General features: G+C 56.2%; 22 protein-coding genes. 12 read left to right on the forward strand and 10 right to left on the reverse strand.

What is annotated here, in order from left to right; all coding sequences use genetic code 11:
* Positions 1–95 precede the first annotated feature (95 nt).
* The 3 genes from ACQKLP_RS04955 to ACQKLP_RS04965 are packed head-to-tail and all read left to right on the forward strand — an operon-like array spanning position 96 to position 5700.
* Positions 96–2645: a glycoside hydrolase family 95 protein gene (locus ACQKLP_RS04955; RefSeq protein WP_427320623.1), complete on the forward strand. Its 2550-nt coding sequence runs from the start codon at positions 96–98 to the stop codon at positions 2643–2645.
* A 23-nt stretch (positions 2646–2668) separates the two neighbouring features.
* On the forward strand, positions 2669–4489 hold the full coding sequence (locus ACQKLP_RS04960) for an alpha-L-fucosidase (protein ID WP_427320625.1): 1821 nt from the start codon (positions 2669–2671) through the stop codon (positions 4487–4489).
* Between the two features lie 38 nt (positions 4490–4527).
* Complete coding sequence (locus ACQKLP_RS04965) at positions 4528–5700, forward strand: alginate lyase family protein (RefSeq protein WP_427320627.1); 1173 nt, start codon at positions 4528–4530, stop codon at positions 5698–5700.
* A gap of 444 nt (positions 5701–6144) precedes the next feature.
* Here the strand turns inward: ACQKLP_RS04965 and ACQKLP_RS04970 are convergent, their stop codons facing one another.
* From ACQKLP_RS04970 to ACQKLP_RS04980, 3 genes are all read right to left on the reverse strand, one after another.
* Complete coding sequence (locus tag ACQKLP_RS04970; protein ID WP_427320629.1) at positions 6145–6588, reverse strand: Hsp20/alpha crystallin family protein; 444 nt, start codon at positions 6586–6588, stop codon at positions 6145–6147.
* A gap of 324 nt (positions 6589–6912) precedes the next feature.
* Positions 6913–7404, reverse strand: coding sequence for a tetratricopeptide repeat protein (locus ACQKLP_RS04975; protein WP_427320631.1), 492 nt, complete (start codon positions 7402–7404; stop codon positions 6913–6915).
* A gap of 50 nt (positions 7405–7454) precedes the next feature.
* Positions 7455–7946, reverse strand: a complete 492-nt coding sequence (locus tag ACQKLP_RS04980) for a MarR family winged helix-turn-helix transcriptional regulator (protein WP_427320633.1) — start codon at positions 7944–7946, stop codon at positions 7455–7457.
* Between the two features lie 143 nt (positions 7947–8089).
* Between ACQKLP_RS04980 and ACQKLP_RS04985 the strand changes: the two genes are divergently transcribed.
* The 3 genes from ACQKLP_RS04985 to ACQKLP_RS04995 are packed head-to-tail and all read left to right on the forward strand — an operon-like array spanning position 8090 to position 12012.
* Complete coding sequence (locus ACQKLP_RS04985; protein WP_427320635.1) at positions 8090–9133, forward strand: HlyD family secretion protein; 1044 nt, start codon at positions 8090–8092, stop codon at positions 9131–9133.
* A gap of 4 nt (positions 9134–9137) precedes the next feature.
* Positions 9138–10718, forward strand: a complete 1581-nt coding sequence (locus ACQKLP_RS04990) for an MDR family MFS transporter (RefSeq protein WP_427320637.1) — start codon at positions 9138–9140, stop codon at positions 10716–10718.
* A 19-nt stretch (positions 10719–10737) separates the two neighbouring features.
* The gene (locus tag ACQKLP_RS04995; RefSeq protein WP_427320639.1) at positions 10738–12012 is read left to right on the forward strand and encodes a TolC family protein; all 1275 of its coding nucleotides are present in this window, start codon (positions 10738–10740) and stop codon (positions 12010–12012) included.
* Between the two features lie 98 nt (positions 12013–12110).
* On the opposite strand, the gene uxuA is transcribed toward ACQKLP_RS04995, so the two are convergent.
* The 3 genes from uxuA to ACQKLP_RS05010 form a co-directional block, all read right to left on the reverse strand.
* Entirely contained in the window at positions 12111–13274 is a 1164-nt protein-coding gene (gene uxuA, locus ACQKLP_RS05000) for a mannonate dehydratase (RefSeq protein ID WP_427320641.1), read from the reverse strand.
* A gap of 74 nt (positions 13275–13348) precedes the next feature.
* A complete protein-coding gene (locus tag ACQKLP_RS05005; RefSeq protein ID WP_427320643.1) occupies positions 13349–14620 on the reverse strand; it encodes a glycerate kinase type-2 family protein in 1272 nt (423 codons plus the stop codon).
* Entirely contained in the window at positions 14617–15042 is a 426-nt protein-coding gene (locus tag ACQKLP_RS05010) for a hypothetical protein (RefSeq protein ID WP_427320645.1), read from the reverse strand. The genes ACQKLP_RS05005 and ACQKLP_RS05010 overlap by 4 nt, the downstream gene beginning before the upstream one ends.
* Positions 15043–15243: 201 nt before the next feature.
* Here ACQKLP_RS05010 and ACQKLP_RS05015 point away from each other — a divergent pair, with 201 nt between their 5' ends.
* The 5 genes from ACQKLP_RS05015 (at position 15244) to ACQKLP_RS05035 (ending at position 21138) form a co-directional block, all read left to right on the forward strand.
* The gene (locus tag ACQKLP_RS05015) at positions 15244–18351 is read left to right on the forward strand and encodes an amidohydrolase family protein (protein ID WP_427320647.1); all 3108 of its coding nucleotides are present in this window, start codon (positions 15244–15246) and stop codon (positions 18349–18351) included.
* 1 nt (position 18352) lies between these two features.
* Entirely contained in the window at positions 18353–19657 is a 1305-nt protein-coding gene (locus tag ACQKLP_RS05020) for an amidohydrolase family protein (protein WP_427320649.1), read from the forward strand.
* 127 nt (positions 19658–19784) lie between these two features.
* Positions 19785–20138, forward strand: coding sequence for a rhodanese-like domain-containing protein (locus ACQKLP_RS05025; protein ID WP_427320651.1), 354 nt, complete (start codon positions 19785–19787; stop codon positions 20136–20138).
* A gap of 50 nt (positions 20139–20188) precedes the next feature.
* On the forward strand, positions 20189–20428 hold the full coding sequence (locus ACQKLP_RS05030; RefSeq protein ID WP_427320653.1) for a hypothetical protein: 240 nt from the start codon (positions 20189–20191) through the stop codon (positions 20426–20428).
* Positions 20429–20463: 35 nt separating this feature from the next.
* A complete protein-coding gene (locus ACQKLP_RS05035) occupies positions 20464–21138 on the forward strand; it encodes a hypothetical protein (RefSeq protein WP_427320655.1) in 675 nt (224 codons plus the stop codon).
* Between the two features lie 67 nt (positions 21139–21205).
* Here ACQKLP_RS05035 and tyrS read toward each other — a convergent pair whose 3' ends face one another.
* The 4 genes from tyrS to gatC form a co-directional block, all read right to left on the reverse strand.
* Positions 21206–22486, reverse strand: coding sequence for a tyrosine--tRNA ligase (gene tyrS, locus ACQKLP_RS05040; protein ID WP_427320657.1), 1281 nt, complete (start codon positions 22484–22486; stop codon positions 21206–21208).
* A 59-nt stretch (positions 22487–22545) separates the two neighbouring features.
* A complete protein-coding gene (locus ACQKLP_RS05045; RefSeq protein WP_427320659.1) occupies positions 22546–23106 on the reverse strand; it encodes a cob(I)yrinic acid a,c-diamide adenosyltransferase in 561 nt (186 codons plus the stop codon).
* A gap of 86 nt (positions 23107–23192) precedes the next feature.
* Positions 23193–23903 (reverse strand): ABC transporter ATP-binding protein, encoded by a 711-nt coding sequence (locus ACQKLP_RS05050; protein WP_427320661.1) that lies wholly within the window; start codon positions 23901–23903, stop codon positions 23193–23195.
* A 1-nt stretch (position 23904) separates the two neighbouring features.
* A complete protein-coding gene (gatC, locus tag ACQKLP_RS05055) occupies positions 23905–24195 on the reverse strand; it encodes an Asp-tRNA(Asn)/Glu-tRNA(Gln) amidotransferase subunit GatC (protein WP_341842975.1) in 291 nt (96 codons plus the stop codon).
* Positions 24196–24343: 148 nt separating this feature from the next.
* Here gatC and trpS point away from each other — a divergent pair, with 148 nt between their 5' ends.
* Positions 24344–25348 carry a tryptophan--tRNA ligase gene (trpS, locus tag ACQKLP_RS05060; protein ID WP_427320663.1) on the forward strand — a complete coding sequence of 335 codons (1005 nt, stop codon included), beginning with the start codon at positions 24344–24346 and terminating at the stop codon, positions 25346–25348.
* Positions 25349–25352: the final 4 nt, after the last annotated feature.

A 25352-nucleotide genomic window follows, 5' to 3' on the forward strand; every position in this document is an offset into this window, starting at 1 on the left:
AAGTAATCCGTGAGCTCACGGGCTGTACGTATTTTTTGGCCGTACGCCTGTGGCTCGCGGTTTTTCCCGGCGATAAAAATGAGTGTATCAACGATATGATAATTAGATTGAAAGGCTGGATGACAGGTGTGTTGTGCCTCGCCGCGCTGGCGGCTTCGGCGCAGCAGCAAGACCCATTGCTGAAACTTTGGTACCGCCAGCCCGCGGCCAACTGGAACCAGGCGCTGCCGATCGGCAACGGGCGCATCGGGGCCATGGTGTTCGGTGGCGTGGAAGAAGAACAACTGCAGCTGAACGAAGCGTTCCTGTGGAGCGGCGGCCCCGGCGTAGGCAACAATCCCGGTGCCTATAATACCCTCCCGCTCGTTCGCCAGGCCCTCTGGAACGGAGAATACCTCAAAGCAGATTCGCTCAGCCGGCTCATGCTCGGGCCCTATTCCGCCAGGTACCTCACACTCGGCGGACTGTTCCTCAAGCCTTCCCACACCGCACCTGCAACCCAATATGAACGTTCGCTCGACCTCAATTCGGCGCAGGCGAGAGTTTCCTATACTATTAACGGCGTCGTATACACGCGGGAGATGTTCGTTTCCTGGCCAGACCAATTGCTCGTCATCCGCTGGAAAAGCAGCCGGAAAGGTATGCTCAGCTTCACGGCAGGGTTCAGGAACCCCATGAAGGCAACGGTTGCAGCATCCGCCGCCGATCATCTTGTCATGAAAGGGCAATGCCCCTCGTACGTGCCGCACCGGCCATATGAAAAGCGCACCATCGAATACGATCCTGCCATCGGGATTCCTTATGAAGTACACGTAAAGGCGCGCCTCACCGGCGGCCGTTCCGTTGCCGACGGCGACCGTTTGCGCATCGAAGGCGCCACGGAAGTGACGCTGCTCGTTTCCATGGGCACGGGCTTCAACGGTCCGAACGTAGATCCCGTGAAGCATGGCCGGCGGGCGGACTCCGCCGCGCTGGCGCCCCTGAAAAAAGTGGAAGGCCTGGCATATGGGGCGCTGCTGCAAAGGCACCTCGCAGATTACCAACCGCTGTTCCGCCGCGTCCAGCTTCACCTGGGCGTGGATTCTTCTGCCCGCAAGCCTACAGACACGCGGCTCGTGGAATACACCCGCGCCGGCGGCAACCGTGATCCGCAGCTCACCACATTGCTGTACCAATTCGGGCGCTATCTCATGATCGCCGGCTCAAGGAAGGGCGGTCCGGCCATGAACCTGCAGGGCATCTGGAACGATAAAGTGCAGCCGCCGTGGGGCTCCAACTATACGACGAACATCAATACCGAAATGAATTACTGGCCGGCGGAAACGGCCAACCTTTCCGAATGCACCGCGCCCCTGTTCGATTTCATCGGGCAGCTCGCCGAAAACGGGAAAAAGACCGCGAAAGTGAATTACGGGCTGGAGGGTTGGACCGTCCACCATAACGCCGACATCTGGGCCATTACCGCGCCTTCCGGCGGCTTCGACTGGCGCGATCCGCGCGGCGACCCGCGTTGGGGCATCTGGCCCATGGCCGGCGCATGGCTCTGCCGGCACCTTTGGGAACATTATGCCTATACGGGCGACAGCGTTTTCCTCGAAAAAACAGCTTATCCGCTCATGAAAGGCGCCACCGAATTCATGCTCGGCTGGCTCGTGAAAGACACTGCCGGGAATTGGGTGACCAACCCGTCGACCTCCCCGGAGAACAATTTCCTCATCGCCGGCGCGCGCAAAGGTTCCGTGAGCATCGCTTCCACGATGGATATGTCCATCATCCACGATCTGCTCAACCGCACCGCGCAGGCCGCCACGCTGCTGAAGCGGGATAAGGAACTGGTGTCGGGCATCAAACAGAAACTGAAGCATTTATATCCTTTCCAGGCCGGGCAGTACGGTCAGTTGCAGGAATGGTACCTCGATTGGGACGATCCCAAAGACAAGCACCGTCACCTTTCCCACCTCTACGGCCTTTTCCCGGGAAATGCCATCACGCCGCGGCGTGAGCCCGGTCTCGCCGCGGCGGCCAAACGCAGCCTGGAGTTGCGCGGAGATGGCGGAACGGGATGGTCGAAAGCCTGGAAGATCAACTGGTGGGCGCGCCTGGAAGATGGCGACCACGCCTATACGATGCTCAATAAACAATTGTTCCTCGCCGAAACCGACTCCATCAGCGTAGCCGACAACAGCGGCGGTTCTTATGCCAACCTGTTCGATGCGCATCCGCCGTTCCAGATCGACGGGAATTTCGGGGTGGTGTCTGGCATCACGGAAATGCTCGTGCAAAGCCACGACGGCGTGATCCATCTCTTACCCGCATTGCCATCCGCATGGCCGGCGGGCAGTGTGAAGGGATTGAAAGTGAAAGGTGGGATGGAAGTGGATATCGAATGGAAAAACGGGCAACTCGCCAGTGCGCAGATCCGTTCGGCAAATGACGCTGGCGGAAGGATCATCCGGACGAACGTTCCCGTACAGATCGAAGCCCCGGTGGCCGCTAAAGAAGCCAGCGGCGGCCTGAAAGATTACGGGTTCCCCGTCAACAAGCGCATCGCCGCACCGGACAAGCTCCCGGAACTGCGTCTGCCGGCGGTGACCGATCAGGCGGTGCATATCAGAAAAGGTAAAACAACGATCGTAGCGAAATGAGAAGAACGGCCTAGATCACGGGATTGGGGCTCGCATGGAGCCTGCAGGCAACGGCCCAGTACGCCGGAGACGACGAAGGCATCCTCATGCAAAAGGCCGCCAGGAGAGACAGCGCGGCCATCGCCGAAGCGGTGGACGGCTGGTGGACGGCTTCCATGGCCGGGCACGATCAGCGCATCGCCTGGTGGCGCGAAGCGCGCTTCGGATGCTTCATCCACTGGGGCGTCTATTCCGTTCCCGGCGGATTATGGAAAGGAAAAAAAGTGGGCGGATATGCGGAACACCTCATGCGGAAAGAAAAAATCTCCCGCGCCGAATACGCCGAACAATTGCTGAAGCCTTTCAATCCCACCGGGTTCGACGCCGAAACCTGGGTGAAAACGATCCGCGACGCGGGGATGAAATACCTCATCATCACGGCCAAGCACCACGACGGCGTGGCCATGTACCCCTCCGCGATCGGGGATTATACCCTCCGGCAGTCCGCCTTCCAGCGGGATCCCATGCAGGAACTGGCGGACGCTTGCAGGAAGTACGGGATCAGGTTCGGGTTTTATTATTCGCACGCCTTCGACTGGGAGCATCCCGATGCGCCGGGGAACGACTGGGACTACAACAATCCCGGCGGCGATAAAAATCTTTTCGGCGGCACCAATTGGTACGATCATCACCCGGAGCTATTGCCGAAGGCGGTGAAGTACGTCAACGAAAAATCGGTCCCGCAGATAAAGGAATTGCTGCAACGCTATCATCCGGATATTCTCTGGTTCGATACGCCGCATAAATTGCCCCTCTCCGAAAACATCCGTATCCTCCGCGCGATCCGGGAAACGGATACGGCGGTGGTGGTGAACGGCAGGCTGGCGCGCAGTGCAGCCGTTTCCTTCGGCGATTATAAGAATACGGCCGACCGTCCCGCTGCGTTTTATCCCGTGGAAGGTGACTGGGAAGCGATTCCCACTACCAACGAATCTTACGGGTATTCGCGGTTCGACGAAAGCCACAAGCCGCCTGCGTTTTTCATCCGCCTGTTGAGCAAGGCTGCCGCGCGCAACGGGAACCTTTTGATGAACATCGGGCCCATGGGCAACGGCGTCATCGATCCCCGGGACGTGCGGATCATCAAAGCGATCGGTGAATGGCTGGAAACGAACGGCGAAAGCATTTATGGATCGCAGCCCTCGCCGCTCCCAGTGCAATCCTGGGGCGAAGTGACGCGCAAGGGTAACCGCCTGTACCTCCATGTTTTCCAGGCGCCGCCGGGTGGCGGGCTCATAGTGGCGGGATTGCGGTCGGAAATCGGGAAAGCCACGATGCTGGCCGATGGCAAGGAGCTGAAGACGGTCAGGACCAGGCCGGAAGACGTAATGATAAGGCTTGACGGTACATTGAAAGATACTGCCGCCACGGTGATCGCCCTGGACGTGAAGGGCGAAATGAGAACCGGTGATCACCGGTTGCTGGAGCCCCGCGTCCCGCAAACCTTCCACGCCTTCGACGCCGAACTGCACGGCCAGGGCTGGAGCTATGGCGACGGGAAGGCCGGCAAGGATTACGCGCAGCAGTGGAATAACGGATCGCAGTTCCTCACCTGGAAAATCCGGCAAAAGGCGACCGCGAAATATAAGGTGGTATTGCGCTTCGCCGAAGATGCGCCGCCCAGGGGCACCCGTTTCCGGCTCAGTGCCGACAACACCTTGCTCGAAGGTACGCCGGGGCCGGGTGGAGAACTCGGAGAAGTGGAATTGCGGGATGGAACGACGGCCGAACTGAAACTGGAACTGCTGCAACCGGGCGAAACACCACTGAAATTCCGGCAGATGGAGTGGCGCCTGCCTGGATGAAAAACGTTAAAAAAACGATCGAAGAAATTATACAGCACATGAAGAAAACGGCATTCGTAATCCTGGGCCTGGCGTGGCTGCAAACCGCCGCCGCAACAGACGATGGCTGGCTGAAACGCGCACTGGCCGTACGGCGCGATCAGGTCCGCACGGAAGCCGCGTGGGCCATGCAACAGCTGCCCGTTACCGTAACGGCGGCTTCCTGCGACCGGAGTGCCGGCGGCAAGCACGATTTTTACTCCGAAGGGGATTACTGGTGGCCGGACCCGAAGCATCCGGATAGTCCGTACGTGCAGCGCGACGGCCAGACCAATCCCCAAAACTTCGTGGCGCACCGCCAGGCGATGGTTCGCTTCAGCAGGGTGGTGGGGGCGTTGGCCGCGGCATATGTAGCAGACGGGAAGAAGGAACGGCTGGAACATGCGAAAAAACACATCCTCGCCTGGTTCGCGGATACCGCCACCCTTATGCATCCGCATCTGCTGTATGCGCAGGCGATCAAAGGGAGGGCCACGGGCCGGGGGATCGGGATCATCGATACCATTCATCTGCTGGAAGTGGCGCAGGCATTGCGGATCATGGAAAAAGCCGGGGTGTTGAGAGGTGTGGAACTGGAAGCCGTGCGCCGCTGGTTCAGGGATTATTTACGGTGGATGACGGAGCATCCCTACGGAAAAGACGAAATGAACGCGAAGAACAACCATGGCACATGCTGGGTGATGCAGGTGGCGGCGTTTTCCTCGTTTTTGAAAGACACGGCGTGGATGAATTTCTGCGAACGCCGGTACAAGGAGATTTTGCTTCCCGCGCAAATGGCCGCCGACGGCAGTTTTCCGCTGGAATTGAGACGAACAAAACCTTACGGTTATGCGTTATTCAACCTGGATGCCATGAGCACTATCTGCCAGATCCTCAGCAAGCCCGGCGCGGACCTTTGGCAATTCGAAGACGCTGCAAGGAAGTCGATCGGCAAAGGCATTTCCTTTATGTACCCTTTTGTTCAGCAAAAAAATTCGTGGCCATATGCGAAAGACGTGATGTATTGGGACGAATGGCCGATGGCGCACCCCTTTCTCCTGTTTGCGGCCGCGGCCTATGGGAAGGAAGCGTATTTCCGGCTGTGGGAGCGTTTGCCGCACGGTTCGGAAGTGGAAGAAGTGTTGCGCAACCTGCCCGTGCGCAATCCTGAAATATGGTTAGTTAAACTGTAGTTTGTAATTAATAATGTAAAGTGATTAAATTTTTTACTGTAGACGTGGAATATGATAACGCCGGTCTCGTCTGAGCCGGCATCTTTTTTTACCTTGTCCGTCTTACAGCATCATGCGCCTCCATGCACTTGCTGGCCACATGGAGAATTGTACCGGCCAGAGAAGCAGCCCCGGATCAGGTGCCGCTTCCCGCCGGATTTTTATATACTGAACCTTTCGGTATTGAATGAGCCACATGGAGAATTAGACCGGCTTGAGAAGCAGCCCCAGTTTAGGTGCCGCTTCCCGCCGGATTTTTATATACTGAACCTTTCGGTATTAAATGAGCCACATGGAGAATTAGACCGGCTGGAGAAGCAGCCCCGGATGAGGTGCCGCTTCCCGCCGGATTTTTATATAATGAACCTTTAAGGGGAAAAGTGGGACTGGCGCATTTGCAGCGCATCAGTCGATATTGATCAGGCGCGGCGGCTTTTGTTTGACCTCCTCGCGCTTCGGGATCACCAGCCGCAACAGACCGCTCTCGTACCGCGCGGAGATTTTGCTTTCATCCACCACGTCTTTCGGAAGTGTGAGCGTACGCTGGAATGATTGATAGCTGAATTCCTTACGGCTGTAATTCGAGTCGTCGTCGCGGTGGACTTTCTCCGATGAGATGGTCAGCGTGTTCCCGTCCAGCTGCACCTTGAAATCCTGTTTATCCATACCTGGCGCCGCAACTTCCACTTCGAAGTGGTCTGGCGTTTCCTTGATATTTACCGCCGGTACGGTTGTGCCGCCGGGCGAAAAATTGGAAAGACCCCAGTTGTAGAGTTCGCGATTGAAGAAATCGTCGAACATGTTGGCGAAAGAAGGGAACGAATCCCGTGTTCTTTTGATGATAGACATAGTGACCTTCGTTTTGACGGTTAAACAATAAGATTTGAATACTCATCAGGCTACAGGTATATTGCCTTTGCAGGATTTTCCTATCAACGCGCATGCCAAACGATTCCCTATAAATTCATGTGCCGGGGCGCTGACAGATTTTCAAGTAGACGGAAATTTTTTCAGTGGGACCGGGCGGAAGGTGTTGACAAAATTTCATATTCCGGGGAGGGGGAGGGGATGAAGTTTGGGGTGGATGTACGGGCTGAAGCCTGGGTGATGGGAAAATATACGTTGCAGTGTGCGACGCAACGGCGGTTGAGAAAGGAGAAAAAGCCGGCCCCATCATTTCATTTCCTGTAACAATCGCTGCGCTTTCGGGTATTCCGGCGCGCCTTCGGGGATGCGGTTGAGCCACAAGCGCGCTTCGGCGCCGTTTTTCCCTTTGAGGTAAGAAAGGGCGATGAAGAACGCGCAGCTGTGTTTGTAATGCGACCCCTCTTTCCATAAAGCCTCGAGATCGGCCCGCGCCTCCGCCAACCGGTTGTTTTCCAGCTGCGCCAGGCCGCGGTAATATCGGGCATACTCCATGTCCGGCTCCAGCGCCACCACTTTGTCCAGCTCCGCTGCGGCTTTTTCGTACTTATGATGATTGAAATGCCGCGTGGCTGCGGCGAGCAACGAATCCGCCACCGTTTCCCGCCGGTTGGGCGGCACCATTTCGCGCACGGCATATTCCTCATACAGCTCCTTGCGCCAGGGGCTCAGGTAGAGCAGCGCCGAAATCAGCAGCGCAATGGCCGCAACCGTAATGAGAAATGTGCTGAAGGAACGCATGGAGGCAGGTTTACCTATTACGTTACAAAACTCCGCGGGAAAATGTTCGCTTACCGGCTCGGGTCCACGAGCGTGGGATGCAGCTCGGACGCGAGCTTGAACAGGATGTCGCGCAGCAGGTCCGCGTCTTTTTCCCCAATAATGCCGGTGTAATATTCCTGGATCCCCTTCACGGCGCTGAACATATCGATCATCAGCTGTTTCCCCTTTTCGCTCAGGAAAATGACCGTGGCGCGATTGTCGGTTTCGTGCTTGCGGGTGATGATATAGCCTATCGCCTCGAGGTTTTTCACCACCTTGCTCATGGCCTGTTTGGTAATGCGGGCCTTCTTGGCCAGCTCATTGTTGATCGTCCCTTCCGTAGAAATGTTCGCCATCAGCACCATGTCGCCGATCTTGAAATCGGCGTAGCCGTTCTGCTGCAAATGCTCCGTGAGCCGCGCGTCGAAATCCTTCTTCACGATGCTCAATAGCCGGATGAGCAGCTTCGGCCGTTGGGAAATAATATCCGCTAATTGTTGGTCCTTATCAGTTGTAGTCATAATCGGTGCGGCCAGTTTTGGATGAAGGGGCTAAAATATCCCCTTTTGTCATACAAAGATAATAAAAATTTAAAAAGGTCAACTTATTTGTCCATTTGGTAAGCTTGGTTTACCTTTGATGCCGATTTCGAAAAACACACACAATGGAAACTGCACAGGCAAGTCCCCGCAAGGGCAAACTCGTGGCGAGGATCATCTTCATCGCCATCCTCATTCTCGGCGCCATATTCGGCATTAAACAATGGTTATATGCCCGCCATCACGAAACTACCGACAACGCCCAGGTAGAGGGGCACTCCGCCCCCGTGATCGCCCGGGTGGCAGGGTACGTGAAAGGACTGAACGTCCAGGATTACGGTAACGTGAAGCTGCGCGATACGCTCGTCACGATCGACGACGAAGAATACCGCATCGCGCTGCAACAGTCCGAAGCAGACGCGCAGCAGGCCGCGGCCGACCTGGCCACCGCACGCGCCAATCTCGCCAATGCCAGCGCCGGCATCGCCGTAGCGCAATCCAACGCGCAGGTGGCGCTGGTACGGAAAGACAAATCTACCGCCGACCTCCGCCGCGACCAGGCCCTGTTCGACGACCATGCCATCACCAACCGCCAGCTCGACGACACCAAGGCCAACAGCCTCACCAACGACAAACAGTTCCAGGCCGCGCAGGACAATATTACACTGGCGCGCTCGGCTGTCCAGGTAGCCGCCGCCAAGGTTCAGCAGGCCGAAGCCTTGCTGGCCAGCAAACAGGCAGCGGTTGAACAGGCGAAGCTGAAACTCGGTTATACCAACGTAACCGCCAACATCGCGGGCCGCATCGGTAAAAAGAACGTGGAGCCGGGCCAGTTCGTACAGGCCGGGCAGAGCCTTTTCACCATCGTCGACGAAAACGGTTTTTACATCGTGGCCAACTTCAAGGAAACGCAGCTGGCACACATCGCCGTGGGCCAGGAAGCTGAGATTGAAGTGGACGGTTTCAGCGACCTGCACCTCAAAGGGCATGTGATCGCCATTTCCCGCGCTACAGGCGCTAAATTCTCCCTGCTGCCGCCCGACAATGCCACCGGCAACTTCGTGAAGATCGTGCAACGCGTTCCCGTTAAAATTTCCATTGACAACGCCGACCAATACCTCGACCGCCTGCGCGCCGGCCTGAGCGTGGAAGTGGCTTTAAAATACTAAGGCAATGACAGCGAAACCAAAAGGGCTCGCCAAATGGATCATCGTGGCCACGGTCATCTCCGCTACCATGCTGGAGCTGATAGATACCACGATCGTGAACGTGGCGCTGTCGCAGATCAGCGGCAACCTCGGCGCCACGATCGAAGACGCCTCCTGGGTCATCACCGCGTACGCCATCGCCAACGTGATCGTGATCCCCATGACCGGGTTCCTTGCTTCCTATTTCGGGCGCAAAAACTATTATCTCACTTCCATCCTCATATTTACGTTCGCATCCTACATGTGCGGACAGTCGGGCGGATTGTGGGAGCTCGTAGCCTGGCGCTTCATCCAGGGCGTGGGGGGCGGTGCGCTGCTGAGCACTTCGCAGTCCATCCTCTTCGACACCTTCGAGATTTACGAAAGGCCTACGGCATCCGCCATCTTCGGTATGGGCGTGATCATCGGGCCTACGGTGGGGCCAACGCTGGGCGGGATCATCGTGGATAACTTCCACTGGTCGCTCATCTTCGACCTCAACGTTCCCATCGGCATCATCGCCGCGTTCCTCGTATTCTCGTTCATAGACAAGCAGCCCAACGAATACAATATCAACCGGAAAGCCATCAAGATCGATTATCTCGGCATTTTCCTGCTATGCGTCTGGGTCGGCAGTTTGCAATACATCCTGGAGAAAGGGCAGTCGGAAGACTGGTTTGCGGCCACGCACATCGTGGTGCTGACCGTGGCCGCGGCCGTGGCTTTCGTGCTGTTCATCTGGTGGGAGCTGCGGACGGATGCGCCGGCCGTCAACCTGCAGGTGCTGAAAAACCGGACGCTGGCCATCACCACGCTATTGACCTTCATCATGGGGATGGGGATTTACTGTTCGATGTTCGTGTACCCGGTCTGGATGCAACGTGTGAACGGCTATACGCCTACGCTTACCGGTGAAAGCCTCTTCCCGGGGGCCATCATGGCGGCTATTATGATGCCGATGGTCGGAAAGGCGATCCAGCGCGGCGTTCCGCCGAAATATCTCATCACGGGCGGCTTCCTGATCTTCGCGATTTTCTGCTTCTGGATGTCGACCGCCAGTCCGGACGCGGGCGAGATGTTCTTCTTCGTGCCGCTGTTGCTGAGGGGGATCGGCTCCGCCATGCTGAGCGTACCGCTGACGAACCAGGCCGTTTCGGGGCTGTCGCCCAAAGAAATGCCGCAGGGCATCGCCATCAACAACATGCTCCGCCAGCTGGGCGGCTCCTTCGGCATCGCGTTCATGAACACTTACGTGGCGCGCCAGTACATGGAGCACCGCACGCAACTGCTGCCGTACGTAGGGCCGGAAAGCGCCACCGCCACGGAGCGCCTCCAGCAAATGAGCAACGCCATGGTAGCCAAAGGCATGACGCTCGACCAGGCCAAACACGCCAGTCTTTCCCTGCTCGACGCCGTTGTGACCAAGCAGGCTTACATCTTAACATACCTCGACGCATTCCGCATCGTGGGCATCTTCTTCGTATGTGTGCTCCCGCTGATGCTGTTCGTCAAGAAAAGGAACCTCAGCGCAGACGCCATGAAGGAAGCGGCGGAACATGCGCATTGATTTAAAAAACACACAAGTCATGAAAAAAGCACTGATCATTATATTGAGTTGCACGGCCACGGGGGCTTTCGCACAGTCGGCGCCCGCGGAGCTGAAGTCGCTCGTCCAGCAGTCGTTCAGCCATTTCACACAAATCAAGGCGATGGAAACGCAGCAGCGCATCGCGGCCGACCAGACCACGCTCGCAAAAGCCAACCGCCTGCCCGAAGTGAGCGGCAGCGCCAGTTACAGCCACGTGTACCCCGTTCCCAAGGTGCAACTGCCCGGCAGCGATTTCAAATTCCAGCCGGTGCCGTCCGAAAACATCAACGCCGGCGTGGAAGCGCGGCAATTGCTGCTCGATTTCGGCAAATCCGGCAGCCAGATCAAAAAATCCACCGCACAGGCCGGCCTCCTCGGCGTCCAAACCGCCGAAGCCCGCGAAGAGCTGGCGTACCAGGTGGCGAACGTTTATATGAACATCGCGTTCCTGCAAGACAATATCGCCGTGCAGGAAGCCAACATCCGCCTGCTCGAAGAAACCGAGACCATGGTGGAAAACAAGCTGAAACACGGGGACGCCATCGATCTCGACCTCATTAACACCCGCGTGAAACTCGAATCCTACCGCAATAAAAAAGTCGATTTCACCAATTCCCTCCAGAAACAGATCGCCACGCTCGAATACCTGACCGGCGAGCATTTGCAGGATTCGGTGCATTCCGATTTCGCCTGGGCCGTTCCGCCCGCCGCGGGCGATTTCGAGCACAACGCTGCCGTGCGCACGTCGCTGGAAAAGGAAAAAGTAGCGGAAACGGGGATCGAACTGGCGAAGGCGCAATACAAACCGAGCCTGTTCCTAAATGCGGGAACGGGTTTCAAAAACGGCTACCTGCCCGAGATCACCACGCCCAAATTCAATTACTATGCAGGCGTGAGCCTTTCGGTGCCGATCTATAACGGTAAAAAACTCCGCACGCAGGAACATATCGCCGCCACGGAAGCGGAAATCGCGAAACTGAACACGCAGGATGTGAAAGAAGTCCTGCAAAAGGAAGCCGCCCAGCAAAATGCGGATATTTCGGCGGGGCGCGACAGGCTGCAAACGGCCGAAGTGCTGCTGGAGCAGGCGAACAAAGCCCTCACGCTGGCGCAAAGCCGTTATCGCAACGGCGTCATCACTTACCTCGATCTGCAAAACGCACAAACCTCGCTCCTCGAAGCGCAACTCTCCAAGATCCAATACCAGTACCAGTTATCGCTGGCGGGGCTGGAGCTGATGCACCTCAGCGGACAAGAATTTTGGAAACAATAACCATTGACTGGTTTTGTTTTCGTAGTGTGTGTTTAAATAAAAAAGGCCCGGTCTTTCGCAGACCGGGCTATTTTTTTATTCGGAAAACGGATATCGGATCACTTTCCCGCGATGCCCATTTCGAGGCCGCGCAGTTCCGCGAGCCCGCGGAGGCGGCCGATGGCGCTGTATCCGGGATTGGTTTTCTTGTTGAGGTCGTCCAGCATCTGGTGGCCATGGTCTGGCCGCATGGGGATGGAGACGCCCCTGCGCTTCATCACGCCGAGAATGCTTTTCACGACGCTGTACATGTCTACATCGCCTTCGAGGTGATTGGCTTCGTAGAAATTGCCGAGCGCGTCGCGCTTGGTGGAGCGGAGATGGAGGAAGTGGATGTGCTCGCCGAGGCGGTCGATCATGCCGGGCAGGTCGTTATCCGGCCGCACGCCGTAGGAACCGGTGCAGAAGCAAAGTCCGTTGGAGGGAGACACGATGGTGGCCAGCAGTTCGCGCGCATCCTGTTCGGTGCTCACCACGCGGGGCAGTCCGAGGATGGCATACGGGGGATCGTCTGGATGGATGGCCAGTTTCACGCCCACTTCTTCCGCTACCGGCACGATTTGCTGGAGGAAATAGAAGAGGTGAAGCTTGAGCTTGATGGCGTCGATGTCTTTGTATTTGTCCAGCGCCTGCTGGAACTGTTCGAGGGTGAAGCTTTCTTCCGAACCGGGGAGCCCGGCGATGATATTGCGTTGCAGGAGGGCTTTTTCGTCTTCCGTCATGCTGTCGAACTGCTCTTTGGCGCGGGAGATTTCCTCTTCGGGATAATCGTTTTCGGCGCCGGGGCGTTGGAGCATGAAGAGGTCGAACGCCATGAACTGGGCTTTATCGAACCGGAGCGCCTTGGAACCGTCTTCGAGGGTATAGGCCAGGTCGGTGCGGGTCCAGTCCAGCACGGGCATGAAGTTATATGTAACGGTGTAAATACCGCATGCCGCGAGGTTGCGGATGGATTGCTGGTAGTTTTTGATATAGTCTTTGAAGCGCCCGGTTTGTGTTTTGATGTCTTCGTGCACAGGTACGCTTTCCACTACAGACCAGGTGAGGCCAGCGGCTTCGATTTCCTGTTTGCGCTGCATGATCTCTTCTTTGGACCATACAGTGCCGTTGGGTATGTGATGAAGGGCCGTAACGATACCTGTGGCGCCGGCTTGCCGGATGTCTGAAAGGCTCACCGGATCTTTGGGGCCGAACCACCGCCAGGTCTGTTCCATTCTCAGCATAAACTTTCGATTTTTTTTAGTTTCCCAAAATTAGCATTACGAACCAGATAAGCAAATTTCCGGCGAGGAAATTGTCAATCGTTTGCAGTGCCTTGTACGAGAATGATGGCGAGGTCCATCACATTGGTATTGGTGGGGCCGGTCCGGATGTGGGTATGGGTTTGATGGAAGTAATGCCAGCTGTCGTTGTTCTCCAGGAAAGGCAAAGGGTCGGGCCCCTGCGCGAGGGTTTCCGCGTCGATGACGGCGCCTGCCGCATCCGTGGGCCCGTCGACCCCGTCCGTACCGGCTGAAAGGAAAGTGATCCGCGGATGGTTTTTGATCAGCAGGCCCGCTGCCAGCGCCAGTTCCTGGTTGCGGCCGCCAAGCCCGTTGCCGGTCACCTGCACGGTCGATTCTCCGCCGGCCAGGAGGCACGCTGGGAAAGGGCCTTTGTACGATAACGCGGCATTCACCAGTTCGGCTGCCAGGTCGCGGGCTTTACCGGTGGCGTGGTCGGTGAGGATATGGGCATGATAGCCGAGCGCGTCCGCTTTTTGGGCCGCAGCTTCCAGCGCGATACGGTTGCTGGCGGCCAGTACGTGCGTGGCGTTCGGCAATTCGGCCGGGCGCGCGGTTTCGGGGATGAGGCCGGCTTCTCCCTGCTCCAGATGCGCCAGGATGCCGGATGCCACGCGGTCGCGGAGCTGATATTTGTCGATGATGGCCAGCGCATCGGCAAACGTAGTGTGGTCGGCCACGGTAGGCCCGGAACCGATCACCGCGGGGTCGTTGCCCGGCACGTCAGATAACAGGATGGAATGCACGCTGGCGGGATGGATGGCCCTGGCCAGCTGGCCGCCCTTGATAGCGGAAAGGTGTTTGCGGACGGTGTTCATCTCCGCGATATCGGCCCCGCTGTTCAGCAGGAGCTGGAAGGCATGTTGCAGCTCTTCCATCGAAGCGCCGGGCGGCACATCGGCCAGCAGGGCGGAGGCACCGCCGGACAGCAGGAAAACCACATGGTCATCCGGTTTCAGGCCCGCCGCAAGTTGCAGCATGGTGGTGCCGGCGATGAGGCTGTTGATATCCGGGACGGGATGCCCCGCAACGATGAGCCCGGTTTTTTGCAGGGGAATGTCCGGCGAATGGCTGGATACGGCGAAACCCCGGTCCAGCCGCTCCCCCAGGATGCGCTCGGCCTCGAATGCCATAGCTGCGGCGGCTTTGCCGGCGGCCAGCAGGAAAATGCGGCCGTCGCCCGGAGACGGGGAGGGCAGGTGGAGGGGAACGAAGTGCCGCGGCTGAACGGCCGCTACGGCATGGAGAAAAATGATTTCGGCGTCGCGTCTTGCGGCGGCACTCATCCGGCGGAGGTTTTGCGCGCCTCTTTCTTGTCTTGCTTTCGGTCCATCTTCTTTTCCATATCCGCTTTCTTCTTCAATTCCCAATCGTTCCATTTTTTGTATTGCGATGGACTGAGCACTTCCCGGAAGCGGCGGTTACGGTCGCTGTCGAGCTCCTGGTACCGCTGCATGCGCTGGCGGGCGCTGAGCGTAGTGTTTTTCCTGGCGGCATCCCGTTTCCGGGCAACGTCTTCGTTGATGTCGTAAATGGCCTTCCGCTGGTCTTTGGTGAGGTCCAGTTCGCGGTAGAGCTTGTCGCTCATCTTGTCTGCCTTGCCTGCAGCGTCCCAGCGGTGGCCGCGGGCGTGCGTCGAATCCTGGGCCTGTGCGGCGAATGTAAGCGCCGCAAACAGTACCGTCATGAGCCAAATCTTGTTTTTCATATAGTGATGCCGTGTGTTGATACCTGAAAGATACCGCTCGTAAAAATTTATTCCAAAATAGTAGGTTCCGCGGTCAATCATTTATTAAATTTAACACTTGTAGCTGTATTGTTACCTGGTCGCCGTGCTTTTTCCAGATCTATCCTGTGCCGGCGCGTGTCGTATTCAGCCATCATCTAAACGTATCTTAATCAACCTGCCATGAAAGCAAGTAAATTTCCTGCCGGCGCACCCATGCCGGAGCCGGGGATGCAGCATCGCCGCCACCTTTTAACGCGGTGGGCCGTCGGCGCAGTATGCGGCCTGTCGGCTTTATTCCCGGCCACGGGCGCACTGGGCCAGCAGACCTTCCCCGTCAACGGCGTGGCCGAGCCCCGGGAAGGCTGTTACGCCTTCACCCATGCCACCATCGTTAAAGACGCGAAAACGACTTTGAAAGACGCAACCCTCGTTATCCGCGACGGAAAGATCGTGGCCGCCGGCCCCGGTGCCGCGGTCCCGAAAGACGCCGTGGTGGTCGATTGCCGGGGGAAGTTCATCTATCCCTCGTTCATCGACATCTACAGCGATTACGGGATGCCCTCCAACCAGCGGGGCGGTTCCGGCCGCGGGTCGCAGCAATTCATCTCCGCTACCAAAGGCGCCTATAACTGGAACCAGTCCATCAAACCGGAAGTGAACGCCGCACAGCTTTTCGGGGCGGATGCCGGTAAAGCCGAAACGCTCCGTGGACAAGGGTTCGGCGCTGTCCTTACCCATCAGCAAGATGGGATCGCCCGCGGTACCGGCGCGCTCGTGAGCCTCGCTTCCGACCGCGAAAACAAAACCATCATCCGCGAGAAAGTTTCTTCGCATTACTCCTTCGAGAAAGGCTCCTCCACGCAGGATTACCCCAGTTCCCTCATGGGCGCCATCGCGCTGCTGCGTCAGCAGTACCTCGACGCGCAATGGTACAAGGGCAACCCCGCCGCAGAAGGCGTCAATCTGAGCCTCCAGGCCTGGAACGACCAGCAGCAGCTCGTCCAGATATTCGATGCCGGAGATAAATGGAATGCGCTCCGGGCCGACAAAATCGGTGACGAATTCGGCGTGCAATACGTGATCAAGGCCGGCGGCAATGAATATCAACGCATTCCGGAAATGATCGCGTCCAAAGCGCAGTTCATCCTGCCGCTGAACTTCCCCGCCGCCATGGATGTGGAAGACCCGGCAGACGCGCGCTTCGTGGCGCTGGCCGATATGAAGCACTGGGAACTGGCATCCACCAACCCCGCCGCATTCGAAAAAGCAGGCATACCGTTCGCACTGACGGCTGCCGACCTGAAAGACGCGAAATCCTTCTTCACCAATCTCCGCAAAGCGATCGACAACGGCCTGTCCGAACAGAAAGCCCTGGAAGCCCTCACGCAAACGCCCGCCGCCATCCTCAAAGCGTCCGACAAAATCGGCTCGCTCGACGCCGGCAAACTGGCCAACTTCCTCATCGCCTCGGGGCCCATTTTCGACGAAAGCACCATCCTGTACCAAAACTGGGTGCAAGGGAATAAATACCAGCTGAAAGACGAAGGCTGGAGCGACATCCGCGGGAAATACAACATCGTGCTCTCGTATCCCAACAGTTCCGCAACGTATCCCGCCGAAATCAAGGGATCGCCGGCTGCGCCGTCTATCGTCAACAAAGACACCATTCCCGGAAAGATCGACGTGGCGGGCCCGCTGGTGACGATCGTGCTCAACAATACGAAAGACAATACCCGCCAGATCCGCCTCAGTGGCGCTATCCGATTCATGCAGGGCGCAATGGTCACCATGCGCGGCTCGGGCGTGGACGACAAAGGCGTGCCCGTGAACTGGGAGGCCGTTCAAACTTCCACCTACGTTGCAAAGGCGGATACGGCCAAAAAGAAAACGCCGGAAGCACCGGGTAAAATTTACTATCCGTTCGTGGGATATGGATTCGAAGAAATGCCGAAGCAGCAGGATCTGCTCATCCGCAACGCCACGGTTTGGACGAACGAAAAAGAAGGAAAGATCGAAGGGACGGACGTGCTGATCCGTAACGGCAAGATCGCGCAGATCGGTAAAGGCCTCACCGCCGGAAGCGCCCGTGTCATCGACGGTACCGGCAAACATCTTACGCCCGGCATTCTGGACGAGCACTCGCATATCGCGATCAGTCGCGGTGTGAACGAAGGAACGCAATCCGTTACCGCGGAAGTGCGCATCGCAGACGTGGTGAACCCGGACGATGTGAATATCTACCGCCAGTTGTCAGGCGGCGTAACGGCCTCTCACCTGCTGCATGGTTCCGCCAATACCATCGGCGGCCAGAGCCAGTTGATCAAGCTGCGCTGGGGCGCGAACGCGGAAGACCTCAAGTTCGCAGGGACCGACGGTTTCATCAAATTCGCACTGGGCGAGAACGTGAAGCAGTCGAACTGGAACCTCCCGGCCCGTGTGCGTTTCCCGCAGACGCGCATGGGGGTGGAACAGGTGCTGGTGGATGCGTTCACCCGCGCCAGGGATTACGAGAAAGCCGGTCCCAACAAGCGCCGCGACCTCGAGCTGGACGCGCTCGTGGAAATCCTCAACAAAAAACGTTTCGTGACCTGCCACTCTTATGTTCAGAGCGAGATCAATATGCTGATGAAAGTGGCCGATCGCTTCCACTTCAACATCAATACTTTCACGCACATCCTGGAAGGTTATAAAGTGGCCGACAAGATGAAGGCGCACGGGGCCGGAGGTTCTACTTTCGCCGACTGGTGGGCGTATAAGATGGAAGTGATAGACGCCATCCCGCAGAATGCCACCATTATGCAACGGGTGGGCGTTACCACTGCCATCAATTCCGACGACGCGGAAATGGCCCGCCGTCTCAACCAGGAAGCTGCCAAAAGCGTGAAATACGGTGGGATGGAAGAAGAGCTCGCCCTGAAAATGGTGACGCTGCATCCCGCGCAGCTGCTTCACGTTTCCGACCGCATCGGCAGTATCAAAACCGGTAAGGACGCGGATGTGGTGCTCTGGAGCGATCATCCCCTCAGCATTTACGCCAAAGCCGAGCAAACGATCGTAGACGGTATCGTTTACTTCGACCGTTCCCGCGACCTCGAGCTGCGCGCCCGGATCGCAGGTGAACGTAACCGGCTGATCGCCAAAATGATAGGCGAGAAAAAGAAAGGAGGCCCTACCCAGAAAGCAGTGCCCTCGCGGGAGGAGATCTATCATTGCGAAGACCTGCAGGCCGGCCATCAGCATCATATTCTGAACGATGTGGAAGATCACGACCACGCAAACAAACACTAACATGAAAAAAATATTCCTCTCCATCATAGGGCTTACCGCCTCCCTGGCCACGCTGCGGGCGCAGGAAACGGTGTACCCGGCAGGGCCGCAGAAAGGACTGGTGTTCCTCAAAAACGCCACCATTCATACCGGCGCCGGCCAGGTCATTGAACGCGGGACCATCGGGTTCAGCAACGGAAAAATTATTGCGGTGGGCGCAAATGTGGCCATCCCGGCAGACGATGTACGCGTGTTCGACGTGCAGGGCCAGCACATTTATCCCGGCCTGATCGTGACAGACAGTAACCTCGGCCTCACCGAAGTGGAAAGCGTGCGCGCCACCAACGACTACAGCGAAGTGGGGGAGATCAATCCGTCCATCCGTTCCATCGTGTCTTACAATACCGATTCCAAGATCATCAATACCCTGCGGACCAACGGGATCCTCCTGGCGCAGGTAGTGCCGGAAGGCGGGCTGCTGACCGGCAGCTCGTCGGTAGTACAGCTCGACGCCTGGAATTGGGAAGACGCGGCCTACAAAACCGATAACGGCATCCATTTTTACATGCCCCGCCTCATGCCGCGCGCCAATCCTTTCGGTGCGGAAGCCCGCGGGCCGGGAAGCGATGCAGTGAAAGCGGCCATGGAAAAGATCGGCCAGGTGAAGGATTTCCTGCGAGATGCCAAAGCATATCTGGATGGCGGTACCAAAAAGAATGGCACCAACCTGAAATACGAAGCGGTGAAAGGCCTGTTCGACGGAAGCCAGAAGTTCTTCGTCCACTGCGATCTCATGAAGGAAATGGTGATCGCCGCGGATATGAAACAGGAATTCGGGCTGGATGTGGTGATCGTTGGTGGAACGGACAGCTGGATGATCGCCGATATGCTGAAGAAGAACGGCATCCCGGTGATCCTGTCGCAGCCGCACAGTTTGCCGGTGATGCAGGACGATGACGTGGACCAGCCTTACAAAACCCCTGCGCTCCTGCAGAAAGCCGGTGTGCTGTTCAGCATTTCGAACGAGGGGTTCTGGCAGCAGCGGAACCTTCCTTTCAACGCCGGAACGGCCGGAGCGTATGGTTTGAGCAGGGAAGAAGCCCTCAGCGCGATCACCCTCAATGCCGCCAAAATCCTCGGGATCGCGGATAAGACCGGTTCGCTGGAAGTGGGAAAGGACGCCAATATCGTGGTGAGCACGGGCGATATCCTGGATATGAAGTCGAGCGTGATCACGCGGGCGTACATCCAGGGCCGGGAAATCGACCTGACAGACAAGCATAAACAGCTGTTTGAAAGATATAAGCATAAGTATCAGTTGCAATAGATTGATTTGCAATGAATTGATGCAAGCCGTCCGCGCCAGCGGGCGGCTTTTTTTATGTCCTGGAAAAATCGTCGGGTGCTGCTGACATACCCTTGTCATAGGGCGGGTTGAGATTTGTGGAAAAAAGATGAGACAGCAGATAACAATGGCCCGTCTTTTCGGGCTGGAAGACATTACGCCGGAGGAGGTGCTCCGGCGCCTGGGGGAGCCGGGATTCCGGATGGTGGACAATAATCCGTGCGCGTCTTTCAAGCGGCACCATATTCCCGGTGCGCGGCATTTGGACCCGGGGGATTATGGGGCGGGGGATCTGGAATGCGGGAAGGAGGATACGATCGTTTTTTACTGTTCGGATGCCTTGTGCGGAGCGGCGCCATATGCCGCGAAGCGCGCGCGGAACATGGGGTTTGAACATGTGTACGTCATGACCGAGGGGATTTCCCAATGGTTGAAAAAAGAATTTCCGATAGAAAAAGCCTGAAAAAAGTTTTGTGTTCGGAGAAAAATTACTTTGAACGCAAAACTTGTTTTATGGAAGAACATTATTTAAACGAAGAGGAATTAAAAGCCATCAAACTTGAAATGGGAGCACTTGAGCAACAAAAGGGCGCGCTGATACAGCGTATATTAAACCATTTCAATACCCGAAGGGCAAAACGGGAGCGGATGATCAAGAACGGTTTCATCGAAGAAGATGGAAGTCCCTCCATGCGATGGGCCGATACCAGCCGTTGGCGGACGCTTGAGGAATATTGGAACCGGAATAGATGACTACAGATAGTTTTGTTAACCCAAATCGTTGAAAAATGGGAATTGGAAATTTTGCCATCGGGTACCATGGCTGTGATATGGATATCGCGGAATTGTTATTAAATGATCACAGGAAATTTTTCGTTAGTGACCGGGAACATGAGTGGTTGGGACATGGGATGTATTTCTGGGAAAACAATTTGAGACGTGGAATGGAGTGGGCAAATCTGAAGTTTGAGAGACAGCTTATCAGAAAGCCGGCTGTGATAGGGGCATTGCTCAATTTGAGGAATTGCTGCGATTTTTCAGATCAGCGATATTTAAACCTGATCAGATCGTATCATGGGAATATGAAGGAAGACCGGGCGATACGAGGACGGGATATGCCTGTCAATTTCGCACCAAAAGGTACTTTGCCAAAAGATATTGTTGCCAGGAACCTTGATTGTGCTGCGATCGAGCATATGCATGAGGAAATGGAATGGCTGAGCCGATTTGGCACCCCGGATAATTTCGGCTGCGAAACGAAGCCATTCGATTCAGTAAGGGGTTTGTTTATTGAGGGGCAACCGGTTTTTGACGGGTCCGGGATTTATAGTAAATCCCACATCCAGATTTGTATCCGCAATCCTGAATGCATCGTGGGGTTTTTCAAGCCGCGGGCGGATGGTTTCGATGATTTGCCCGGATTGGAAGTGCGGGATGACGGTGTGTTGCTTCGTGCTTTCTGAAAATAAAACCCCGGAGCCCTAAAGCCTCCGGGGTCAATAACGAACCTCACTTATCGAAAAAAAAAAACTAAATGATCTTCACCAGGTAATAATTCTTCTTCCCCTTTTGGAAAAGAATGCTATTGGCGTTCAGCAGCGACGATCCGTCGATCTTCAGGTCGATTGCGGTCAGCTTTGAGCCGTTCATGCTCACTCCTCCGCCCTGAATCGTTTTGCGCGCTTCGCCTTTGCTGGGGAACACGCCAGCTTCCGCGAGGAAAGTAACCACATCTTTTCCTGCTTCCAACACGGCTGCGGGCATTTCAAACTTTACTACACCAGTAAACACCTGCATCAGCTCTTCTTCAGAAAGCTCGCGTAACGAATCGATGGAAGTGTTGAAGAGCTTATCAGTCGTTTTAACAGCGTTCAGGTATTCTTCTTCGCCATGTATGAAGCTCGTCACTTCCTGCGCGAGTTTCTTTTGCAGCACGCGTTTGCTCGCGTCCCGCCGGTGTTCGGCGATCAGGTCGTTGATGGTAGCTTCTTCAAGGAAGGTGAAGATCCTGATGTAATTTTCCGCATCGTCATCATCGGAACGCAGCCAGAACTGGTAAAATTCGTACGGACTGGTCTTTGCCGCATCGAGCCAGATATTCCCGCTTTCGGATTTGCCGAATTTGGTACCGTCTTTCTTTTTGATCAGCGGACAGGTGAAGGCGTATCCCTCGCCGCCGCCCATACGGCGGACGAGTTCCGTTCCGGTAACGATATTGCCCCACTGGTCGGAGCCACCCATCTGCATCTTGCAGTTCTTCGTCTTATATAAATGATAGAAGTCGTACCCCTGGATCATCTGGTAGGAAAACTCCGTGAACGACATGCCGCTGTCGCCTTCGAGGCGTTTCTTTACGGAATCTTTCGCCATCATGTAATTGACGGTGATGTGTTTGCCTACGTCGCGGATGAAGCTGAGGAACGAAATGTCTTTGAACCAGTCGTAGTTGTTCACCATTTCCGCATAATTGGGTTTCGACGGGTCGAAGTCCAGGTATTTCTCCAGCTGGGCTTTGATGCTGCTCAGGTTGTGCTGCAATGTGTCCAGGTCGAGCATTTTGCGTTCTTCGGCTTTGAAGGAAGGGTCGCCCACCATGCCGGTGGCGCCGCCTACGAGTGCGAGCGGCTTGTGGCCGGCGCGCTGCAGGTGTTTGAGCAGCATGATGGGAACGAGGTTGCCCACATGCAGCGAGTCCGCCGTCGGGTCAAATCCCACGTAGGCGGTCGTCATTTCCTTTTCCAGCTGTTCTTCCGTGCCTGGCTTGATATCCTGTATCATACCGCGCCAGCGCAATTCCGATATTAGATTCATGAAATGGTGAAAAATTTTTGCAAAGTTACGTTTATATCGACGAATAATCGCCCTTTTTATCACATCCGGGGCCGCCAGGGGAGTTCTTCCACCTGCAACTGATGCCCTACATAACGCGCCAGCATAAACAGGTAATCGCTCAGCCGGTTGATGTATTGCAGCACGAGCGGCTCTACCGGCTGTCCTTCGTCCATCAGTGCCACGCACAGCCTTTCGGCCCGCCGGCAAACGCACCGGGCAATGTGGCAATGCGATACGGCTACGTGGCCGCCCGGCAGGATGAAATGTTTCATTTCCGGCAGGATCGCGTCCATTTTGTCCATCGCGTCTTCCAGCATTTTAACGTCTTCGTCGTGGAGGTCGGGCCGTTTCATTTTGGATTCCTTCTCCGGATCAGTGGCCAGGGAGGCGCCGATGGTGAACAGCCGGTCCTGCGATTCGCGGAGCATGGCGCGCACGCCGGGGTCGGTCATATGGTCGTTGACGAGGCCGATCCAGGAGTTCAGTTCGTCTACGGTGCCGTAAGTTTCGATGCGGAGATGCCCTTTGGAGACTTTGGTGCCCCCGATGAGGGAGGTTTTGCCTTTGTCGCCCGTTTTGGTATATATTCTGAAAGCCATAATGCAGGGTTTTGGGCGAATGTACTGAAAAAAGCGGCCCCGGTGGTTGACCGGGGCCGCTATCGATATCTTGAAGAAAAGCCGGGTTATCTGGCTACGGCTTCCCTTACGGGGTTCATTTTGTCGGATTCCACGAGGCCGTCGCGCAGGCGGATGATGCGGCGGGCGTGTTCGGCGATGTCTTCCTCGTGCGTAACCAGCACTACGGTGTTGCCGCCGGCGTGGATTTTCCCGAAAATGTCCATGATTTCTATGGAGGTTTTGGTGTCCAGGTTACCGGTGGGCTCGTCGGCCAGGATAAGCGAGGGGTCGTTTACCAGTGCCCGGGCGATGGCCACGCGTTGGCATTGGCCGCCGGAAAGCTCGTTGGGCTTGTGTTTATATCTTTCGCCCAGACCAACCTTTTCGAGCATGGCGCGGGCTTTGTCTTCCCGTTCCCGCTTGCTGATGCCGGCGTAAATGAGGGGAACGGCCACATTTTCGAGTGCGGTGAGCCGGGGCATGAGGTTGAACTGCTGAAATACGAACCCGATCTCCTGGTTCCGGATCCGGGCCAGTTCGTTATCCTCCATCCTGCTTACATCGTGCCCGCTGAGGATATAGCTGCCGGCGGTGGGTGTGTCCAGCGCGCCGAGGATGTTCATCAGGGTGGATTTGCCGGAACCGGAAGGGCCCATGAGGGCTACATATTCGTTGCGGCCAATGTCCAGGCTTACGCCTTTGAGGACAGGCAGCTCGTTTTTGCCGATGAAATAGCTTTTCCGGATGCCTTGCAGGTGGATAACGGATTGGGTCATATTATTTCTTGATTACTTTGGGAACGCTGAAATATTCGTCTGTGTGGACGGGTGCGTTGCGAAGCCCTTCTTCCCGGGTAATGGCCGGCAGCACAGCGTCTTCGCGGAAAACGTTGGCATCGCGGGTCATGTGCAGCAGTGGTTTCACATCTGTCGTGTCCAGTTCGTTCAGTTTCTCCACAAAGGTGATCATCCGCTGGAGGTCCTGCCGGATGGTTTCCCCTTCTTCCTGGCCGATTTCCAGTCTTGCCAGCGTAGCCAGCTGCCGGATCAGGGCGTCATTCACTTCCATGTGTTTAAATTAACGATTTAAAGCTAATAAAATCTATTCATATAACCGATAAATGTGATCGGTCGTACAAAAATAGGGATTATTGGGCGGGATGTGGATGTATCCTTTCCCAAAAGCCTTGTTAAAATTTCTTATTTTGCGGCCCGATATGGCTAAGGAAAAAGAAATCGTAGTGAGCGGCATCCGCTCTACAGGCATTTTGCACCTCGGGAACTATTTTGGTGCCATCCGTAATTACATCCGGATGCAGGAAGAATTCAACTGTTATTTTTTCGTGGCCGACTGGCACGCCCTCACCACGCATCCTGACCCTACCAGCCTGCGCGGCAACGTGTACCGGGTGCTCGCCGAGAACATCGCCTCCGGCCTCGATCCCGATAAAGTTACCTTGTACGTACAGAGCGATATTCCGGAGATCGCGGAACTTTACCTGTTGCTCAATATGATGGCGTATAAAGGAGAACTGGAAAGAGTGCCTACCTTCAAAGATAAAGTACGCCAGAACCCCAATAACGTGAACGCCGGGCTGCTGACGTACCCCGTCCTCATGTCTGCAGATATCCTTATCCACCGTGCTGTTAAAGTACCCGTCGGCAAAGATCAGGAGCAGCACCTCGAAATGAGCCGCAACTTTGCGCAGCGCTTCAACGAGCGCTATGGAGAGCTTTTCCCCGATCCGTACCCGTTCAATTACGGCGACGATCTCGTGCGCATCATGAGCCTCGATGGCAACGGTAAAATGAGCAAAAGCGAGAACGAGAATTCCACGCTGTACCTCAATGACAGCGATGATTCCATCCGCGCCAAAATCAAGAAGGCAAAGACGGACAGCGGCCCGCAAGCGCCCAATTCCGCCAAGCCCGATTATATCGAGAACCTCTTCACGCTGATGAAGCTGGTTTCTACACCCGACACCGTGCAGTTCTTCGAAGACGCCTTCAACGGTTGCAGCATCCGCTACGGCGATATGAAAAAGCAGCTGGGCGAGGATATGGTGAACTTCATCCGCCCGATCCGCGAGAAGGCCGAAGCGATCCAGCAAGACCATGCCTACCTGCACCGCATCATGCGCCAGGGGGCCGAGAAATCCCGCGAGTCCGCCGCCGCCACGCTGGCCGAGGCGCGCAAGCTCATGGGCCTCAATTTCTATTGATCTA

This window comes from Chitinophaga sp. NPDC101104 (genome assembly GCF_050277495.1).
Lineage (GTDB): Bacteria > Bacteroidota > Bacteroidia > Chitinophagales > Chitinophagaceae > Chitinophaga.

Bases quoted from the DNA above. Each gene is read 5' to 3' on its own strand.
- ACQKLP_RS04955 (WP_427320623.1), top strand. From the start codon at position 96: ATGATAATTAGATTGAAAGGCTGGATGACAGGTGTGTTGTGCCTCGCC.
- ACQKLP_RS04965 (WP_427320627.1), top strand. From the start codon at position 4,528: ATGAAGAAAACGGCATTCGTAATCCTGGGCCTGGCGTGGCTGCAAACC.
- ACQKLP_RS04970 (WP_427320629.1), bottom strand. From the start codon at position 6,588: ATGTCTATCATCAAAAGAACACGGGATTCGTTCCCTTCTTTCGCCAAC.
- ACQKLP_RS04975 (WP_427320631.1), bottom strand. From the start codon at position 7,404: ATGCGTTCCTTCAGCACATTTCTCATTACGGTTGCGGCCATTGCGCTG.
- ACQKLP_RS04980 (WP_427320633.1), bottom strand. From the start codon at position 7,946: ATGACTACAACTGATAAGGACCAACAATTAGCGGATATTATTTCCCAA.
- ACQKLP_RS04985 (WP_427320635.1), top strand. From the start codon at position 8,090: ATGGAAACTGCACAGGCAAGTCCCCGCAAGGGCAAACTCGTGGCGAGG.
- ACQKLP_RS04990 (WP_427320637.1), top strand. From the start codon at position 9,138: ATGACAGCGAAACCAAAAGGGCTCGCCAAATGGATCATCGTGGCCACG.
- ACQKLP_RS04995 (WP_427320639.1), top strand. From the start codon at position 10,738: ATGAAAAAAGCACTGATCATTATATTGAGTTGCACGGCCACGGGGGCT.
- uxuA (WP_427320641.1), bottom strand. From the start codon at position 13,274: ATGCTGAGAATGGAACAGACCTGGCGGTGGTTCGGCCCCAAAGATCCG.
- ACQKLP_RS05005 (WP_427320643.1), bottom strand. From the start codon at position 14,620: ATGAGTGCCGCCGCAAGACGCGACGCCGAAATCATTTTTCTCCATGCC.
- ACQKLP_RS05010 (WP_427320645.1), bottom strand. From the start codon at position 15,042: ATGAAAAACAAGATTTGGCTCATGACGGTACTGTTTGCGGCGCTTACA.
- ACQKLP_RS05015 (WP_427320647.1), top strand. From the start codon at position 15,244: ATGAAAGCAAGTAAATTTCCTGCCGGCGCACCCATGCCGGAGCCGGGG.
- ACQKLP_RS05020 (WP_427320649.1), top strand. From the start codon at position 18,353: ATGAAAAAAATATTCCTCTCCATCATAGGGCTTACCGCCTCCCTGGCC.
- ACQKLP_RS05025 (WP_427320651.1), top strand. From the start codon at position 19,785: ATGAGACAGCAGATAACAATGGCCCGTCTTTTCGGGCTGGAAGACATT.
- ACQKLP_RS05030 (WP_427320653.1), top strand. From the start codon at position 20,189: ATGGAAGAACATTATTTAAACGAAGAGGAATTAAAAGCCATCAAACTT.
- ACQKLP_RS05035 (WP_427320655.1), top strand. From the start codon at position 20,464: ATGGGAATTGGAAATTTTGCCATCGGGTACCATGGCTGTGATATGGAT.
- tyrS (WP_427320657.1), bottom strand. From the start codon at position 22,486: ATGAATCTAATATCGGAATTGCGCTGGCGCGGTATGATACAGGATATC.
- ACQKLP_RS05045 (WP_427320659.1), bottom strand. From the start codon at position 23,106: ATGGCTTTCAGAATATATACCAAAACGGGCGACAAAGGCAAAACCTCC.
- ACQKLP_RS05050 (WP_427320661.1), bottom strand. From the start codon at position 23,903: ATGACCCAATCCGTTATCCACCTGCAAGGCATCCGGAAAAGCTATTTC.
- gatC (WP_341842975.1), bottom strand. From the start codon at position 24,195: ATGGAAGTGAATGACGCCCTGATCCGGCAGCTGGCTACGCTGGCAAGA.
- trpS (WP_427320663.1), top strand. From the start codon at position 24,344: ATGGCTAAGGAAAAAGAAATCGTAGTGAGCGGCATCCGCTCTACAGGC.